Origin of the sequence: Caballeronia sp. LZ034LL (genome assembly GCF_031451215.1) — a bacterium.
Taxonomy (GTDB): Bacteria; Pseudomonadota; Gammaproteobacteria; order Burkholderiales; family Burkholderiaceae; genus Caballeronia.
This window is the reverse complement of record NZ_JARUXR010000002.1, coordinates 1,366,082-1,382,071: the sequence shown is the minus strand read 5'-3', so window position 1 is coordinate 1,382,071 and position 15,990 is coordinate 1,366,082. Positions and strand designations below refer to the sequence as shown.

19 protein-coding genes are annotated in these 15,990 nt (G+C 61.8%); 12 read left to right on the top strand and 7 right to left on the bottom strand.

Annotated features, from left to right (window positions below):
• Position 1: 1 nt before the first annotated feature.
• A complete protein-coding gene (locus QCE83_RS20845) occupies positions 2-844 on the bottom strand; it encodes an EamA family transporter (RefSeq protein WP_309815217.1) in 843 nt (280 codons plus the stop codon).
• Between the two features lie 107 nt (positions 845-951).
• Between QCE83_RS20845 and gcvA the strand changes: the two genes are divergently transcribed.
• From gcvA to QCE83_RS20815, 6 genes are all read left to right on the top strand, one after another.
• Positions 952-1,866 carry a transcriptional regulator GcvA gene (gene gcvA / locus QCE83_RS20840; protein ID WP_309815215.1) on the top strand — a complete coding sequence of 305 codons (915 nt, stop codon included), beginning with the start codon at positions 952-954 and terminating at the stop codon, positions 1,864-1,866.
• Positions 1,867-2,414: 548 nt separating this feature from the next.
• The gene (locus QCE83_RS20835) at positions 2,415-3,254 is read left to right on the top strand and encodes a sugar phosphate isomerase/epimerase family protein (protein ID WP_309815212.1); all 840 of its coding nucleotides are present in this window, start codon (positions 2,415-2,417) and stop codon (positions 3,252-3,254) included.
• 49 nt (positions 3,255-3,303) lie between these two features.
• A complete protein-coding gene (locus tag QCE83_RS20830) occupies positions 3,304-4,005 on the top strand; it encodes an AzlC family ABC transporter permease (RefSeq protein WP_309815211.1) in 702 nt (233 codons plus the stop codon).
• The gene (locus QCE83_RS20825; RefSeq protein WP_309815208.1) at positions 3,998-4,336 is read left to right on the top strand and encodes an AzlD domain-containing protein; all 339 of its coding nucleotides are present in this window, start codon (positions 3,998-4,000) and stop codon (positions 4,334-4,336) included. The genes QCE83_RS20830 and QCE83_RS20825 overlap by 8 nt, the downstream gene beginning before the upstream one ends.
• Positions 4,333-5,511, top strand: a complete 1,179-nt coding sequence (locus tag QCE83_RS20820) for a LeuA family protein (RefSeq protein WP_309815205.1) — start codon at positions 4,333-4,335, stop codon at positions 5,509-5,511. Before QCE83_RS20825 ends, QCE83_RS20820 begins: the two co-directional genes overlap by 4 nt.
• Positions 5,508-5,684, top strand: a complete 177-nt coding sequence (locus QCE83_RS20815; protein WP_309815203.1) for a rubredoxin — start codon at positions 5,508-5,510, stop codon at positions 5,682-5,684. The genes QCE83_RS20820 and QCE83_RS20815 overlap by 4 nt, the downstream gene beginning before the upstream one ends.
• A gap of 71 nt (positions 5,685-5,755) precedes the next feature.
• On the opposite strand, the gene lhpH is transcribed toward QCE83_RS20815, so the two are convergent.
• Positions 5,756-6,763, bottom strand: coding sequence for a trans-3-hydroxy-L-proline dehydratase (gene lhpH / locus QCE83_RS20810; protein WP_309815199.1), 1,008 nt, complete (start codon positions 6,761-6,763; stop codon positions 5,756-5,758).
• An 18-nt stretch (positions 6,764-6,781) separates the two neighbouring features.
• A complete protein-coding gene (locus QCE83_RS20805) occupies positions 6,782-7,903 on the bottom strand; it encodes a branched-chain amino acid ABC transporter substrate-binding protein (protein WP_309815197.1) in 1,122 nt (373 codons plus the stop codon).
• Between the two features lie 50 nt (positions 7,904-7,953).
• Here QCE83_RS20805 and QCE83_RS20800 point away from each other — a divergent pair, with 50 nt between their 5' ends.
• The 5 genes from QCE83_RS20800 (at position 7,954) to QCE83_RS20780 (ending at position 11,240) form a co-directional block, all read left to right on the top strand.
• On the top strand, positions 7,954-8,118 hold the full coding sequence (locus QCE83_RS20800) for a hypothetical protein (protein WP_309815193.1): 165 nt from the start codon (positions 7,954-7,956) through the stop codon (positions 8,116-8,118).
• A gap of 34 nt (positions 8,119-8,152) precedes the next feature.
• Positions 8,153-8,878 (top strand): haloacid dehalogenase type II, encoded by a 726-nt coding sequence (locus QCE83_RS20795; RefSeq protein WP_309815191.1) that lies wholly within the window; start codon positions 8,153-8,155, stop codon positions 8,876-8,878.
• 10 nt (positions 8,879-8,888) lie between these two features.
• Positions 8,889-9,614 carry a haloacid dehalogenase type II gene (locus QCE83_RS20790; RefSeq protein ID WP_309815188.1) on the top strand — a complete coding sequence of 242 codons (726 nt, stop codon included), beginning with the start codon at positions 8,889-8,891 and terminating at the stop codon, positions 9,612-9,614.
• Between the two features lie 34 nt (positions 9,615-9,648).
• Positions 9,649-10,146, top strand: coding sequence for an Lrp/AsnC family transcriptional regulator (locus QCE83_RS20785; RefSeq protein ID WP_309815186.1), 498 nt, complete (start codon positions 9,649-9,651; stop codon positions 10,144-10,146).
• Between the two features lie 74 nt (positions 10,147-10,220).
• On the top strand, positions 10,221-11,240 hold the full coding sequence (locus QCE83_RS20780) for an alcohol dehydrogenase (protein WP_309815183.1): 1,020 nt from the start codon (positions 10,221-10,223) through the stop codon (positions 11,238-11,240).
• 23 nt (positions 11,241-11,263) lie between these two features.
• Here QCE83_RS20780 and QCE83_RS20775 read toward each other — a convergent pair whose 3' ends face one another.
• The gene (locus QCE83_RS20775) at positions 11,264-11,800 is read right to left on the bottom strand and encodes a YbaK/EbsC family protein (RefSeq protein ID WP_309815180.1); all 537 of its coding nucleotides are present in this window, start codon (positions 11,798-11,800) and stop codon (positions 11,264-11,266) included.
• 73 nt (positions 11,801-11,873) lie between these two features.
• Entirely contained in the window at positions 11,874-12,254 is a 381-nt protein-coding gene (locus QCE83_RS20770) for an NUDIX domain-containing protein (protein ID WP_309815175.1), read from the bottom strand.
• Between the two features lie 636 nt (positions 12,255-12,890).
• Between QCE83_RS20770 and QCE83_RS20765 the strand changes: the two genes are divergently transcribed.
• The gene (locus QCE83_RS20765; RefSeq protein WP_309815172.1) at positions 12,891-13,373 is read left to right on the top strand and encodes an SLATT domain-containing protein; all 483 of its coding nucleotides are present in this window, start codon (positions 12,891-12,893) and stop codon (positions 13,371-13,373) included.
• Positions 13,374-13,376: 3 nt separating this feature from the next.
• Here QCE83_RS20765 and QCE83_RS20760 read toward each other — a convergent pair whose 3' ends face one another.
• Together QCE83_RS20760 and QCE83_RS20755 are read right to left on the bottom strand one after the other, a co-directional pair.
• The gene (locus QCE83_RS20760) at positions 13,377-14,369 is read right to left on the bottom strand and encodes a CHAD domain-containing protein (protein WP_309815169.1); all 993 of its coding nucleotides are present in this window, start codon (positions 14,367-14,369) and stop codon (positions 13,377-13,379) included.
• Positions 14,251-15,921: a metallophosphoesterase family protein gene (locus QCE83_RS20755; RefSeq protein ID WP_309815166.1), complete on the bottom strand. Its 1,671-nt coding sequence runs from the start codon at positions 15,919-15,921 to the stop codon at positions 14,251-14,253. Before QCE83_RS20755 ends, QCE83_RS20760 begins: the two co-directional genes overlap by 119 nt.
• Positions 15,922-15,990: the final 69 nt, after the last annotated feature.

Sequence of the window (15,990 nt, the reverse complement as noted above, 5' to 3'; positions counted from 1 at the left end):
CTCAAAGCCCGAGACACACCGCGCCCGCGGCGACCACCACGCAGGCGATCCAGCGCCGCGCGTCGACGTTCTCGCGCAGGAACACACGCCCGATCAGCGCCGCGAACACGACGCTGGTCTCGCGCAACGCGGACACGGCGCCCATCTCGCCGGACTGCATCGCCCAGATGACGATGCCGTACGCGGCGATCGAGACGAGTCCGCCCGCAATCGACGAGACGACCGACATCGGCGCGGCGAAGACCGGCTTCCAGATGGCGTCGGCGCCGCGTCGCACGATGAAGATCAGCGGCATGAACCAGTAGAAGAGGAACATCCACGCCGTATAGGCGAACGGCTGATCGCCCGAGAGCCGCACGCCGATGCCGTCGATCACCGTATACACCGCGATGGTCACGCCGGTGGTCAGCGCCGCGAGCGCGCCCGCGCGCGAGACGTGCCGCCCGCGCAGCGCGAGCGCGATGATGCCGGCCGAAATCAGCGCGATGCCGAGTACGCGAAGCGCGCCGATGCCCTCATGCGCGAACAGCGCCGCGCCCAGGGTGACGAGCAGCGGCGACGAGCCGCGCGCGATCGGATAGGCCTGCGCGAGATCGCCGCGCCGGTACGAGCGCACGAGGCTCACGTTGTAGACCACGTGCACGAGTCCCGACGCAATCACATAAGGCCAAGCTGCCGGGGCCGGCAAGGGCAGCCACACCACCGCGACGAGCGATACCGCGCCGATGGCGATGCTCATCCAGGTCATCGACAGGAAGCGGTCGCGGTTGCCGTGCAACATCGCGTTCCAGCTTGCGTGGAGCAGGGCGGCGAGCAGGACGATACCGCCGGTATAACTGAGCATGAACGGGCTTTCGGGCTGTGATTGGTGTATTCAAGAGAATAACTATCTTGTAAGGCGCTCACAAACCACTTATCTTCGGATGTCGCGTCAGAAAATCTCTCCTGAAAATGAACCGGACCTTGCCGCCGCTGAATGCGCTGCGTGCCTTCGAAGCCGCCGGACGGCTCGGCAGTTTCAAGCAGGCCGCAGCCGAACTGCACGTCACGCAGGGCGCGGTGAGTCAGCAAGTGCGCTTGCTCGAAGCGTGGCTCGGCGCGCCGCTGTTCGAGCGCCATAACCGGCGCGTTGCGCTGACGCCCGCCGCCGCGGCTTATCTCGCGCAGATCGGACCGCTGTTCGATCAGTTGTCGCAGGCCACCGCGCGCTATGGTCTGTCCGAAGCCGTGAGCCGCACGCTCAGCGTGAATGCGCCCGCGACCTTCGTGCTGCGCTGGCTGGTGCCGCGCCTGGAAGACTTCCGCCGCGCGCATCCGGATGTCGAAGTGAGGGTGGAGACGTCGAACGAACCGGTCGAGGCGCTGAAGGAGAGTCACGACATCGTGATACGCGGCGGTCCGGACACCTTCTACGGCTACGCGATGCAGCCGTTCCTCGCCGAAGAGCGCCTGCCGGTGTGCAGTCCGGCGCTGTTGCGGCGCGTGCCGCTGCGTGTACCGCAGGATCTGGAGCGGCACACGCTGCTGCACGCGTCGAGTCTGCCGCGCGTGTGGCCCGACTGGCTCGCGAAAGCCGAGGTGCCGACGCTGCGTCCGGCCGCCGTCATGAGCTTCGACCATTTCTATCTGACGTTGCAGGCGGCCGTCGATGGCATGGGCATCGCGATGGGTCCGACGGCGCTCGTGTCCGACGATCTCGCGTCGGGCCGGCTGGTCGCGCCGTTCGACGCGCCGCGTTTGCCGTCGCGTACGTACTGCACGTATGTCGCGGAAGACCGTCAGGACGACCGGCTGATCGTATTGTTTCGTTCGTGGCTGGAACGCGAGGGATGCCTTGGCGAAACAGCACAGCCGGAGAATGGCTAATCGCTGCGCATGAGAGGTATCAACCGGGAATGTTCTGGCGGGAAATCGAAACGAATCAAACCTGCGCTAAAAGTCACGCAATGTTCAATTGCTATTCGGGCTCGATTGGAGATTCGATTTCGCCGTCATATTCGAGAATGAACGGCAAGGCGGCATGCTTTCTGAATAGAAAGTATCGCGTAATAAGGGCGAAATAAAAGAGCGCTATAGCCTCTCAGAGGCGGCATGTCCTTTTCAACGACTCTGTTCTGGGGGCATTAAAGACAAGCGAAGGCTTTATTTCGTCTCTTATGTAGCAATCAAGCACGATACCGACTCATGGTTTCAGATAATGGAAACCGGTTGCGTGAGCCGGAACTTCACTCTACGATAAGTACGCGCCTACAAAAGTCATCGCATTTCATTCTGAAAGCGGTGAATCTCAAGGACCGAATTACCAGCATTTCGACTCATGTCGAAGCGCTCGGCGGCGCTCGTCTTTTTTCCATTATGGTCATTTTCTGAGCAATTATCTGAAGCAATCGATTATCAACTGCATGAGTCAAGCAATGAATATCTCTGATCGAATTGGCATCTCTACGAACATTCTGGACAACAGCGAATATCTGTTTTCCTCGCTGGAGGGTTTGAGCGAACGGTTCAGGACAGTCGAGATCGAGTTTGACAATGAAGCTCGACCGTATTTGATGAAACCCGAAAGCGAAGTGAATCCTGAGTTGGAGCGTGTGCTGGCGCTCAAGGAGTCGCGCGGTCTTTACTTCAGCGTCCACGCGCCTTATATCGGTCGGAGCACGGATATATCGAATCCGGATGAAGCGCAACGTGAACAGGCCGTCGACCTGATGAAGCGGACCATCAGGTTGACAGCGAAACTCGGCGCCACGCGCATGACATGCCATCCCGGTTATCTGACAAAGGATCCCGAGCTACAGCACATGCTCTTCGGCCAGCTTAAAAAGTCCCTCGTGCAACTGACCGACGAAGCATCGCAGTACGGCATCGACATTTGTCTTGAAAATACCGGCGACAAGCGGCCCAACTATATCGTATTGAACGACGAGGAGCAGGAAGAACTGTGCACCGCCTTTGGCGTGTTCATGACGATGGATATCGTGCATTTCACTTCGTTCCACGGCATGGACAGGGACTATTACGAGCGGTTGAAACCGATGGTCAAATGGATCAAGAACGTTCATTTCGCTGACATGGTCGTTCCAAACCACGTGCATCTTCCGCTCGGGAGCGGCGATTTCAAATACCAGGATGCCATCGCTTTTCTGAATGGCGCCGGCTACACCGGCAACTTCATCGTAGAGGAGCGCGGCGCAAAGTTCACCGAGGCGGACTATCTGGATGCCGCATTTCATTACCGGAGCAGCCTCGCCTAGCCTGGTTGGCCAGTCCAGCCTGAAATCCTGAGTGGAAATCTTTCAGCGCATGAAATCATTTCTCGAAGATGCATTCTTTCGCGAGGGCGTTCGAGATGCAATTCCTGTCTCCGTGTCCTACATGTTTCTTTTCTTCTCGGTGGGATCACTCTGCGCCGGCGCGGGCTACAGCGCATTACAGGCCGGCTTGATGAGCGTGTTCGTTTTCGCGGCGCCGCTCCAGATATTCATCATGCAGAATGGGGAAGCTATTACCTTCGCGATGCTTCTGCTGGCAAGCGTGATGATCAATTTCAGGTTTGTCGTGATGTCATCCGTGCTGGGAAGCCGCTTGAACGGTATTCCGCCAGCAAAGGCATTGGCGGCGACTTTCCTGATGTCGGCCTCGACCTTCGTTGTTTCCAACTCGAAAGAAGACGCGTCGCCGACGGAATTACTGCGTTATCACACAGGGGTCGGCGCTCTTTCAATTGGAACAGCGCTGATCGCGACCCTCTCCGGCACGATGTTCGCCGGTGAACTCGACGGTCCGCTGACAAAGGTCGTCGGAATGATTCTCCCGATTCATTTCGCGACCCTGACGGGACTTCAATGGCCGAAGCTGAAACCGGTGTTCATTACGATCACGGCAGCCGTTCTCTCTCCGATCCTCGGAAAGTTTGCTGGCGATGCTCAAGTGTTCATCTTGCCCTTCGCATTGGCCGCTTGCGTCATGGCCGGAGACATGGTTGCGGAGGCGGTTCGTGAATAAATGGCAGATCCTGATCTGGGCGGGGCTCTTCTCTTACACGCTACGGGCATTTCCTGTCCTTGTGATGCAGAGAATTCGTTTTTCGGGTGATTCGCAAGTCTTCCGTTTTCTGAACTATTCCGTTTATGGCGTGATTGGCGGGATCATTTACTCGTCCTTATTCGGTGCGAGGCAATACGAGAATCTTGCCGGTCATTTCGATGCCGACGGCTTGACGAAAATCGCCGTGGTGATAGCAGCAGTGGTGATTTCTTCGAAAACGAAAAGTTTGCTGATTACGTTGTCATTCTGTCTGACGGCCTACGCTATTGTCTTTTGGGGACGAACATGAGCGTACTTTTGATTCACGACACAACATTACGAGACGGCGAGCAAGGTATCGGGAACACGATGTCCTTGTTCACGAAGCAGGCCGTGCTGGAGCAGCTCGATCTCTTGCCGCTGGATTTCATCGAGCTGGGCTTTCCGGCGAGTTCGGATGAGGACTTCAACTGGATCAAGAGCGCCGCGCGGATGCCGCTCCGGGCAACGCCTGTCGTCCTGCTGCGTCCGACGTTGCACGATATACGCAAGACGCTGAAGGCGACGGAAGAATTCGAGTCGATTCAGTACCTGATGCTGGGAACCGGCTCCGAGTTGCATCAAGAGCGGAAGAGACGGCGATCACTGGGCGATCTCCTGCATGAGATCGAAGATGCCATCACATGCTTGCGAACCGCAGGCAGGGAGAACGTCGCGGTCATTCTCGAGGACGCGAGCCGTGGTTCGCCTGCCTACATCCAGAACGTTTCGGTTGCTTTATCCGGGCTGGGTGTCCGGAGTGTCACGCTGGCGGATACCGTCGGCGCGAGCACGCCGGGAGAGATTGGCGCGCTGTTCAGCACAGTGACGAGCAACGGACCGCCGCAAGTGTCCTGGGGTGTTCATTGCCATGACGATCTCGGGCTGGCGACCGCGAATACGCTGGCCGCTGTTGTGGCGGGCGCGCAGTTGGCTCACGTCACGGTCGGCGGGCTCGGCGAACGCGCGGGGAACTGTCCGCTCGAAGAAATCGTGGCCGTCCTGCACTACAAGGACACCTTGCCGGGGTTCGCCGGACGGTTCGACCTGAAGACGCTGCATGACGTGGCGGAAAGAATCTTTGCGTTGCTGGGCAAGCCCATTCCCCCCAGCAAGCCGATACTCGGACAGCATGTGTTTTCTACCGCGGCGGGCATTCACCAGAACGGCCTCCTGAAAGACCCGGACGTGTATGAATACGTCAAGCCGGGTGACTTCGGGCGCGAAAGGCGGCTGATCGTCAATCGGTTGTCCGGGCGGTCGATCGTGACGTCGGCGCTGCCGGACGTCAGTGATGGCGTCGTCGACCGGTTCTGTTCGTGGTTGTTCGAACTTGAACGAGATATCGATGCAATCGAGATCTCGGGCTACTTCGACCGCTTCGTCAAGGAGAACGTATCCGGCTCCGATCTGCAACGGACTGCTCTTCGCGCGGAGCACTCATGACAACGCCGGCGAAGATCATGGAATGCGTGATTTGCGGGTTCGTGTACGACGAGAAGCTCGGTCTGCCCGAGGAAGGAATTCCGCCCGGGACTGCGTGGGAAGACGTCCCGGCGGGCTGGTTGTGTCCCGAATGCGCGGTAGGCAAGCACGGCTTTCAGGAAGTGGAGTTTTGAGCGTGGCATGAAAGAGTGCGAGACCGGGCGCCAGAATGAGGTCGCCCGGCCGGCCGCCACATGAAGCCGCCTCAGCGCACCAGGAATCCGTAGGCCAGCGGATCGCGTTCGTCGATGATCCAGTTCGCGAAGCCGCAGATATACGCCTCGCCTTCGATCTCCGGAATGACCGCCGGAATGTCGTGCACCATGGTCTCCTTCAGCACGCGCCCCTTGAAGACGGTCCCGACAATCGATTCATTGACCAGCGTTTCATCCGCGCCGAGCTGTCCGCGCAGATAGAGCTGCGCGACGCGCCCGCCCGTGCCGGAGCCGGTCGGCGAACGGTCCACTTCGCGGTCCGCGAACACGCAGCAGTTGGCTTGAGTGGAGCCCGGATGACGCGGCGCATTGGCGATGATCGTGCCGTAGATGTGATTGATCTCCGGAATGTCCGGATGCGCGAGCGGAAACGCCTGGTTTGCGGCCGCCTTCACCTCCGCGCCGAAACGGATCAGCTGCTCCACCGACGACTCGCGCACCGGCAGATCGTGCGGCGCGCCGTCGGCGTAAAAATAGAACGCGCCGCCATAAGCGATGTCGCCCGTGACCTTGCCGAAGCTCGGCGTGTCCACGGTCACGTCGCGCTTCCAGATGAACGACGGCACGTTCACGAAGCGCACGGAACCCGCGTGATCGCCGTCCCACTTCACGAACGCTTCGATGAAGCCGCACGGCGCATCGATGCCCACGCGCGTCTCCGGACTCGTGCGCTGCACCCAGCCCAGTTCGACCGCCGCCGTGGCCAGCGCGATGACCCCGTGTCCGCAGTGATCGCTATAGCCTTCGTTGTGCAGGAAGATGATGCCGAAGTCCGCTTCCGCCGATACCGGTTCGGTCAGATAGCCGCCGTACATGTCCGCATGGCCGCGCGGTTCGAACATCAGCGCGCGGCGGATGTCGTCGGCGTGTTCCTTCAGCCAGGCGCGGCGCTGCACGATGGTGTCGCCGGGCAGACGCGGCAGGCCGCTCGTGACGATGCGGAACGGCTCGCCGCCGGTATGGACTTCGACGGTCGAAATGGATCGGGAGAGTTTCATTGCGTTGTGCGGTGAGACTTATTGAGCGTAGGGAACGGGCAGGCCGTTGCGGATCATGTAGACCGTGGTGGGCGCGCCCTGCAGGTCGCCGCTGGCATCGAACGAATAGGTGCCCGCGACGCCCTTGTACTTCTCCTTCGCCAGTTGCGCGATGAGCTTCGCCTTGTCAGTGGTGGTGCCGGCCTTGACCATGGCGTCGGCGAGCATCTTCACGCCGTCGTAGTAATTGACGCCGTAGACCTGCGTGTCCGTGTGATACGCATCCTGATACTTCTTCAGGAAGGCGCGGCCTTCCGCAGTCTTGTCCAGCGCCACGCCGCCCTGCGCGCAATAGACGATGGACGCCGCCTCGCCCGCGACCTTGCCCATGTCGGCGGAACAGATGCCGTCGCCGCCGAGCAGCTTCGCGCGGATGCCGCGCTGCTTCATCTGCTTGGCCATCGGCGCGCCTTGCGACGCATAACCGCCGAAGAAGATCACATCGGGATTTTTCGACTTGATCGCCGTGAGAATGCCGAGGAAATCGGTGGCCTGTGAATTGGTGAACTGCTGGTCGACGATCTTGATGCCGTTCGCCTTCGCTACTTTCTCGAACTGCTCGGCGACGCCCTGGCCGTACGCGGTGCGGTCGTCGATGATCGCGGCGGTCTTCGCCTTCAGCGTCTTCGCGGCAAACTCGCCCATGGTGCCGCCGAGTTGCTCGTCGCTGGCGCCGATGCGGAAGATGTTCTTGAAGCCCTGCTTCGTGAGCGCCGGGTTTGACGCCACCGGCAGCAGCGGAATGCCCGCCGTGCTGTAGACGCGCGAGGCCGGAATTGCGACGCCCGAGTTATACGGCCCGAGAACGGCGAGCACGTTGTGATCGGCGAGATTCTGCGCCACCTGCACGCCGACTTTCGGGTCGGCCTGATCGTCCTGCGAATCCAGCTTGAAGGTGACGCTCTTGCCGCCGACGCTGATGTTCGCCTTGTTCAGTTCGTCGATGGCGAGCCGCGCGCCGTTCTCGTTGTCCTTGCCGTTCGGCGCCTGCGGGCCGGTGAGCGGCGCGGAGTGGCCGAACGTGACGACCTCCTGCGCGGCGGCGGACGCGGCCACGGAGAAAACGGATACGGCAGCCAGTGCAAGGACGGGATAGCGCATGGACTCGTCTCCAGACGGTTTCGAAGGAACACCAATGTAGTGCAGATGGAATGGGCTCTCAAGCAGATAAAAATTCGACCGGTCGTTCTGGTCAGGTCGCGAAAGCCGCTTCCGGCGTGCAGCAGAATCTGCTGCGGCACCGGCCACAAACCGCACAAGCTGCGGTGGCGGCGGGCAACATCGGCTCCGGCTGCGGCAGCGTCTCACTACACTGACTGCTCCACCCCTCGCCATCAGACAGGAGCGACCGTGAAACTCACCGACTTCGACACCCTCACTTTCGACTGCTACGGCACGCTGATCGACTGGGAAAGCGGCATCTTCGAAGGGCTGCGTCCGCTGCTCGAACGCGTGAAGCCTTCGTTGACGCGCGATCAGGTGCTGGAAGCGCACGCGCGGCATGAATCCGCGCAGCAGAAATACACGCCGGCGAAGCGTTATCAGGATCTGCTGCCTATCGTGTACAAGCGTCTGGCCGAGGAATGGGGCGTGCCGCATACGCACGAGGAATGCATCGCGTATGGCCGTTCCATCCGGCACTGGCCGGCCTTCGCGGATTCAGCGGAAGCGCTGCGCTATCTGAAGCAGCATTACAAGCTCGTGATCCTCTCCAACGTGGACAACGAGAGCTTCATGCACAGCAACACGAAGCTGCAAGTGACGTTCGATGCGATCATCACGGCGGAAGACGTCGGTTCGTACAAGCCGTCGCCGCGCAATTTCGAGTACCTGATCGAGAAGCTGGGCGAGCGCGGCATCGGCAAGGAGAAGATCCTTCATACCGCCGAAAGCCTGTTTCACGATCACAAGCCGGCCAACGCGTTCGGGCTGACGTCGTGCTGGATTTATCGGCGGCATGCGCAGCCGGGCTTCGGCGCAACCATGGACCCGGGCGCGCAGCCCACGATCGCGTTCCGCTTCAACAGCATGGCGGAACTCGCGCAGGCGCATCGCGACGCGTTGGCACAGTCATGAGGAGAAAGGTGTGCGGCTCACCGAGTTCAAGGCATTGACGTTCGATTGCTATGGCACGCTGATCGACTGGGAAGCCGGCATTGCCGCCGGGCTGGCGAAGCTGGCGGCGCGGCTTCCCGTCACGCTCACGCGCGACCAGATTCTCGAAGCGCATGCGCGCCACGAGTCGCAGCAGCAGTTGCTCACGCCCGATCTCGCCTACAACCGCTTGCTGGAGATCGTGTACAAGCGCGTGGCGGAAGAATGGCAGGTCGGCTATGCGTGGGACGAGGCCGTCGCTTATGGGGCGTCCGTCGGCGACTGGCCCGCGTTTCCGGACTCGGCCAGCACGCTTCAGTATCTGAAGAAGTATTTCAAGCTGGTCATCGTTTCGAACGTGGACAATGCGAGCTTCGAGGCGAGCAAGCGCAAGCTCGGTGTCGAGTTCGACGCCATCGTGACTGCCGAGGACGTGGGTTCCTACAAGCCGGCGCGCCGCAACTTCGATTACCTGTTCGACGTGCTGGCCCGGCTCGGGGTCGACAAGCGGGAGACGCTGCACGTGGCGGACAGCAATTATCATGATCTGCTTCCGGCGGAGGAATACGGCATGCATGGCTGCTGGATTCACCGGCGCTTCGAGCAGCGCGGCTTCGGCGCGACCGTGAAGACGCTCACGGAACCCGCCGTCGACTTCAAGTTCACGAGCATGGCGCAACTCGTCACGGCGCATCACGCCGAACTCGCCGAAGGCTGACGCAGCCGCGTGGCGCCCATCGATCCCGCACGACATGAACCACCGACAGAAGCTGGACCGCATCGACATCAGGATCCTGGCCGAACTGCAAAAGAACGGCAACATCACGAACGCGAATCTCGCGAGCGTGGTCGGGCTGTCGGCGAGTCCGTGTCTGCAACGCGTGCGGCGGCTCGAAGCAGCGGGCATCATTTCGGGCTATGGCGCGCATCTCGATCTGACGCGCCTCACGAGCACGGTGACGGTCTTCACCGAGATCATGCTGCACGATCACCGGCGTGAAGACTTCGTGCGCTTCGAGGCCAATCTGCGCGATGTCGAGGAGGTTACCGAGTGTCATCTCGTCAGCGGCGGCTATGACTACCTGCTCAAGTTTCTCGTCAAGGATATCGGTCACTATCAGGAGGTGATCGAGAAGCTCGTCGACCGGAACGTGGGCATCGAGAAATACTTCAGCTATATCGTCATCCGCTCGCCGTTCGTCAGGCATACGGTGCCGCTGGCGTCGCTTCTCGCCGACGACGAGCGTTGAGTACTGTGCGCGCCCCGGAGCTTTTAAAACGCCGGACGGCATCCTATTCTGAAGTTCTTTGACAGGAGCAATCCATGGCGAAGATGAAGGCAGTGCAGGTGACGCAAGCGAATGGTCCGCTCGAAGTGGTCGAACGCGACGTGCCGGAACCGCCGGAAGGCCATGTGCTCATCAAGGTCCAGGCGTGCGGCATCTGTCATAGCGATTCGCTGACGAAAGAAGGCTTGTGGCCCGGACTCCAGTTTCCGCGCGTGCCGGGGCACGAGATCGCGGGCGTGATCGAGAAACTCGGCGCGGGCGTCGAAGGGTGGCAGCAGGGGCAGCGCATCGGCGTGGGCTGGCACGGCGGACACTGCGGCCATTGCGAGCATTGCCGCCATGGCGACTTCGTGCTTTGCCAGAAGGCGCTCGTGCCCGGCATCAGCTATGACGGCGGCTATGCCGACTACATGGTGGCGCCGCAGGAAGCGCTGGCGCGCATGCCCGACGATCTCGCCGACGTCGATGCCGCGCCGCTCCTCTGCGCCGGCATCACCACCTTCAATGCGCTGCGCAACAGCGGCGCGCGTGCCGGCGATGTGGTCGCGGTGCTGGGCATCGGCGGGCTCGGGCATCTGGGGGTGCAGTTCGCGCGCAAGATGGGCTTCGAGACGGTGGCGATCGCGCGCGGTCAGGACAAGGCGCCGCTGGCGAAGGAGCTGGGCGCGCATCACTACATCGACAGCGAAGCGCAGAACGTCGCCGATGAACTGAAGGCGCTGGGCGGCGCGCGCGTGATCCTGGCGACGGCGACCAGCGGCCGCGCGATGAATGCGGCCATCGGCGGGCTCGGGCTGAACGGCAAGATGATCATGGTGGGCATCTCCGACGAACCGGTCGAGGTGCCGATCACGCAGTTCATCATGGGGCGCAACTCGGTGCAGGGCTGGCCGTCCGGCACCGCGGCGGATTCGCAGGAGACGCTCGCGTTCAGCGCGCTGTCCGGCGTGAAGCCGATGATCGAGGAATATCCGCTGTCGCGCGCGGCCGAAGCCTATGACCGCATGATGAGCGGCAAGGCGCGCTTCAGGGTGGTGCTCACGCCGGGCAAGTGAGCGGCGAGCGCGCCTGTGCGGATTCAGGTGGCGAGCGCGGCGACCGTCGCGTTGGGCAGCGCGAGCAGCCGTTGCGGCGACAGCAGCAGCTTCGCCTCGCGCACGCCCGCGCCCATGACCACGCGCGCGCGCTCCATCACGGCGGCTTCCACCAGCACGAGCCACGAGGCCGGCACGCCGAACGCGGTGATGCCGCCATACTCCATGCCGGAGTGTTCGGTGGCCACTTCGCGCGACGCGAACGAGATGCGCTGCGCGCCGAGTGCGCGCTTGACCGCGCCGTTCACGTCGAGCCGCTTCGAGGCCAGCGTGACGATCGCCGCGTATTGTTCGCCGCCATCCTTCTTGTAGCGCACGACGATGGTGTTCGCGCAATCCTCCAGGTAGATGCCGAAGCGCTCGCTGCATGCGGCGGTGTCGGAGGCGTCGTCGGGGACGCGGAACACGGTGATATCGGTGCCGTGCAGCGTGGCAAGCACGCTGCCGGGGAGCGTCGCCGCGATGTCATCGGCGGACATGTGGTCGAGGTTGAGCGCGTAGTCGTCTTGAGGCGTGTTCATGGGCTGTCAGGCGGGCGCCTGGGACGCAAAAAGGCTCTTAGGGTAACCGATGTGTGTCCGCGACGCTTCGAAGCTACTTGCCGCGCACGCTGTTGCGCTTCTCGCCGAGAATCTTGACGATGACCTTGGTGGGCGAACTGGTGGCGAGCCGCGCGATTTCATCGACATGCACCCAGCGGCACCGCGCGATCTCATTGCTGGCGCGGGCCTTTGCGCCCTTTGAGATATCGCAGAAGAACACGTGATGATGTTTCTGGTCGCCGCGATAATTGAACAGGTGTTTGGCCGACTTGCCCGACAGACGGGTTTCTTCTTTCAGCTCGCGGAGCGCGGCATCCGAAAGATCTTCGCCGCGCTTGAGGATGCCGCCGGGCAGCGCCCATTTGGATTCGCGCCGCGCGACCAGCAAAATGCGTTTGCCTCTCCGGCAGACGACCGTGGCTCGTTTCCTCAAATTCGCTCCGAAGTTTTTGTTCTCGCGCTACCGTTGGCGGGGTATTGCCCTCTTGGGCAGCAGTTAGTGTACCCAAGGCGAATTTTCTTGTGGAGCACCTTGCACGATCTTTTGCACCGATAGCCACGTTCGGCAAGGTGTGTGTCTTTTCCTGAGCTTAAAAACCGTCGACCCAAAGAAAAGCCCCGGCGGATGCGCTCGGCCGGGGCAAGTTTTTACGTCTACCGGTACGTCTGTGACACCTGCTGTTTTTGTGTCGTGACTGCTAAGACTGCTGTTACTGCTGTTACTGCTATTACTGCGACTTCCAAACGGCACATTCCCCGACAACGCCACTCCATCTGCTGCACCACTCCGGTATTCTCGCGACTACGACACATGCTGCAACCGGTAAAAAAGTTGAGGGTAAGCCGGTTTGCTCAGTGAATATCGCTTCGCTTTTACTGGCGCGGTGTCTTGCGCCATGTAAAGAAGTGTACTCAGCTACGCGCAATTCAATTGCCCGAAGAAGCGGAGCTTTCCGGTTCTGTCCAGTGAATTCACTAGGCATGGAAACGCGTTTCAGATGCGCAATCAAGACACGGTTTGTCCACGGTCGGACGCTAGACTGGGTTTCACTCAAACCCGGCATTGAATATGACCGCATCGTTACATCAAACCTATGAGCCGCCGCAGGACGCGCGGGCGCTCGTGCTGAACTGGATCAGACGAGCCCGCGAATCGCAGATCCGTCACTACACGATGGCCGACCGTCTGACCGCGAGCGGCAGGAAGCTCGGACTGGCTGTCATCGGCATCACGACCGCTACGGGCACGTCGGCGTTTCTCTCGCTCGTCGCTACCGCCATCTCGCCGCAGTTGCGTATCGTGATCGGGCTGACGAGCATCGGCGCCGCCGTGCTCGCGTCCTTGCAGACCTTTCTGCGCTACAGCGAGCGCGCCGAATTGCATCGGCGCGCGGGGGCGCAATACGGCGCCGTGAGACGCCGACTGGAAGCGATCCACGCAGCGGATCCCTATCTGCACGACATGCGCGACATCGAAGGCGTGCGCGACGAACTCGATCAGATTGCGCAGAATGCGCCGCATCTGCCGCGCGGGATCGTCGCGCGCGGGTAAGCTTTACAGCAAGCGCACAGCGGCCTTCGTGCGCCGCTTCTGCTCTTTCTTGAGCGAGCGCAGCGCTTTCTGTGCGGCCGCGCCATCCGGCAGCGCGTCGAGATGCTGTTCCAGGAGCGCGCGGCTCGCCACGACATCGTTCAACGCGCCGAAGCGCTTCTGCATCCGCTTGAGGCCCTTCAGCGTCTTGCGTTGCTTGCTGCCGAGAAGTGGCTCGAAAAATTCGACTAGGTAGCGCACCTTTTTGCCCGCTTTGCGTACATCGTGCAGCTGTGCGTAGTCCTTGCCCTTGGCCTTGGAGGCTGAGCGGATGCGCTTGCTCAGTTGCTTCTGCGCCGCCGCCACGCGCTTCCGCGCGAACTTGGTCAAGGGCGTGCGTTGCGCCGCCGTATTGAGTTCGCGGTTAGCCTCGCTCAGCGACTCGTGCAACATGTGCTTCAGCTTCGCGTGCGAGAGCGTATCGCGGCTTTTTGCGGCGGTGGCGGAGCGCTGTTCGCGGAATGCGTCGAGCAAAGGCGCGCTGCCCTTCTTGTCGACGAGTTCGATCAGGATGTCCCAGTCGCGCGTATTACCCGCCGCGCCGGCCAGATACTTCAGGAGGGCGCGCTGCTGGTTGTCGAAGTCTTCTTTAAGAATCGGACGATATGCCCACAGCAATGTGCGCAGTCGCCGCAGTGCAACACGCAGCTTGTGCAAGTCCTCGGCGTCGGTGCTGTCTTCGAGCACCGACGCCTGCGCGGAAGCCTCGCCGATCAGCGGATCGGCGTAAGTGGAGAAGCTCGCTTCCGCTAACGCGTCCTGTTTTCCCTTTTTCATGTCCGTGTCCCTCTTCTCTCGCGGAACAAGGAAAGGGGCAAGAAACGTACCGAGCACGCCATCAACGCCCGCGCCGCTTCTCCAGCACGATGGTTTCAAAAAGCTCGTAGTCTGCCGTGGGCGTCTTGTCCGCGCCGGGGGCGTGATAGTAGTTGATCGTGATGGAAGTGCGGCCGCCATGCTCGCCCGGATCGTGATCGAACACGGCAATGCCATAGCCCGTGCCGGTATCGCGCTGCGCCGACCAGATCGCGTCCTCGACGGCATCCGCGACAGGCCGCACGAACGTGCCCGCCGTCGTGCCGGGCACGGGCCGGTTCGGCTTCGTGAAGACCTGCGCCTGCGGCAGGCCGGTGCCGGTGTCGGTGCCGTAGACATCGAGCGGCGCGCTGGTGCCGCCGCCGCCGAGAATCAGATGCACGGTGCCGTGCGACGTATCGATCGGATCGTTCGCGCGCGGCGAGCCATGCACGGGACGCGGCTGCAGCGTATCGACACGTTCGCCCGTCACCGCGTCACGGCCCGCGTGATGATTGCAGCCGCGCACCGGATGGCTGCGTTCATAGTCGTGATCGTGACCGCACAGCACGAGATCGACGCCATAGCGGTCGAACAGCGGGAGCCATGCTTCGCGGATGCCCTTGTCGGAGCCATTGCCCGTCTTCGACGAACTGAGCGCGTCCTGATGCATCTGCACGATGATCCAGTCGATGCCATCGTCATGCGAGGCTTCGCGCAAGGTCTTCTCGAGCCAGCGGGTCTGCTCGCCCTGGCTATAGCCGCGCACATAGAACGAGGTGCCGGGGGCGATCGGCGGATTGCCGGTGCGCGCGGCGGGCACCAGCGGATTGGGTCCGGCCACGAAGGCGGCGCCGTCCTGATAGACGACGTCGTCGGAATCGAGCGAAACGAACAGCACCGAACTCACGCGGAAGCTGTACCAGCGGCCCGGAAAACGCGTGCCGTTGTCGGGCAGCGTGTAGCGCGTCAGATACGAATCGAAGCCCTGCCGGCCGTTGTGAAACTCGATCTCGTGATTGCCCGGACACGGCATCCACGGACGATTCGCGGCGGACGTCTGCGCGTTGTTGCCAAAGTCGCGCCACACGTCGGGCTGGCTCGCGGGGTTGAGGTTGGCGTAGCAGAGGTCGCCGTTGAGCAGATGGAACAGCGGCTCGAAGCGCTCCACCGCCTGCACCGCGAAGCGGCTCTGCGGCGACGACAGCACCCAGTTCGTATTCGGCGTCGCCAGGTCGCCGTAGCTGGTGAAGCGGAACGCGTGCCGTCCGCGCGGCGCCGTGCGGAAGCTCGACGTGAAGGGCTGGCCGGCGTTGCGGTCGTTGTCGGCGGTGACTTCGTAGTGGTATTGCGTATCGGAACGCAGGTCGCGTAGCCGCGCATGATAAGTACACACGATCTCGCCGTTGAGGCCATCCGTGTAAGTGCGCTGCACGGCATGGATCATGTGCGCATGGCCATCGTCCGATTGCAGCCGCACGCGCGGCGCAGTGGCCTGTGCGAGCGACGCCCAGCTGATGACCACTTCGCTCGACGGATCCTCGCCCCAGGTGAGGTGGATCTGTTCGGGCGTGCCGTCCGGCGTGTCCGTCGTCGCTGCAGCAGAGCGGCTCATTGCGCCTGCTGCACTGGCGAGGCCGGAGGCGCCCGCGAACTTCAGAAAGCCGCGGCGCGAGGCGAGCGGTGCGGAGTCTTGCGGGTTCTTCGTGACCATGTGCGGTTGTCTCGTCGTGGGGAAGATTCGCCGTATCACGAGACATTATTGTCATCGGCATGACCGTGC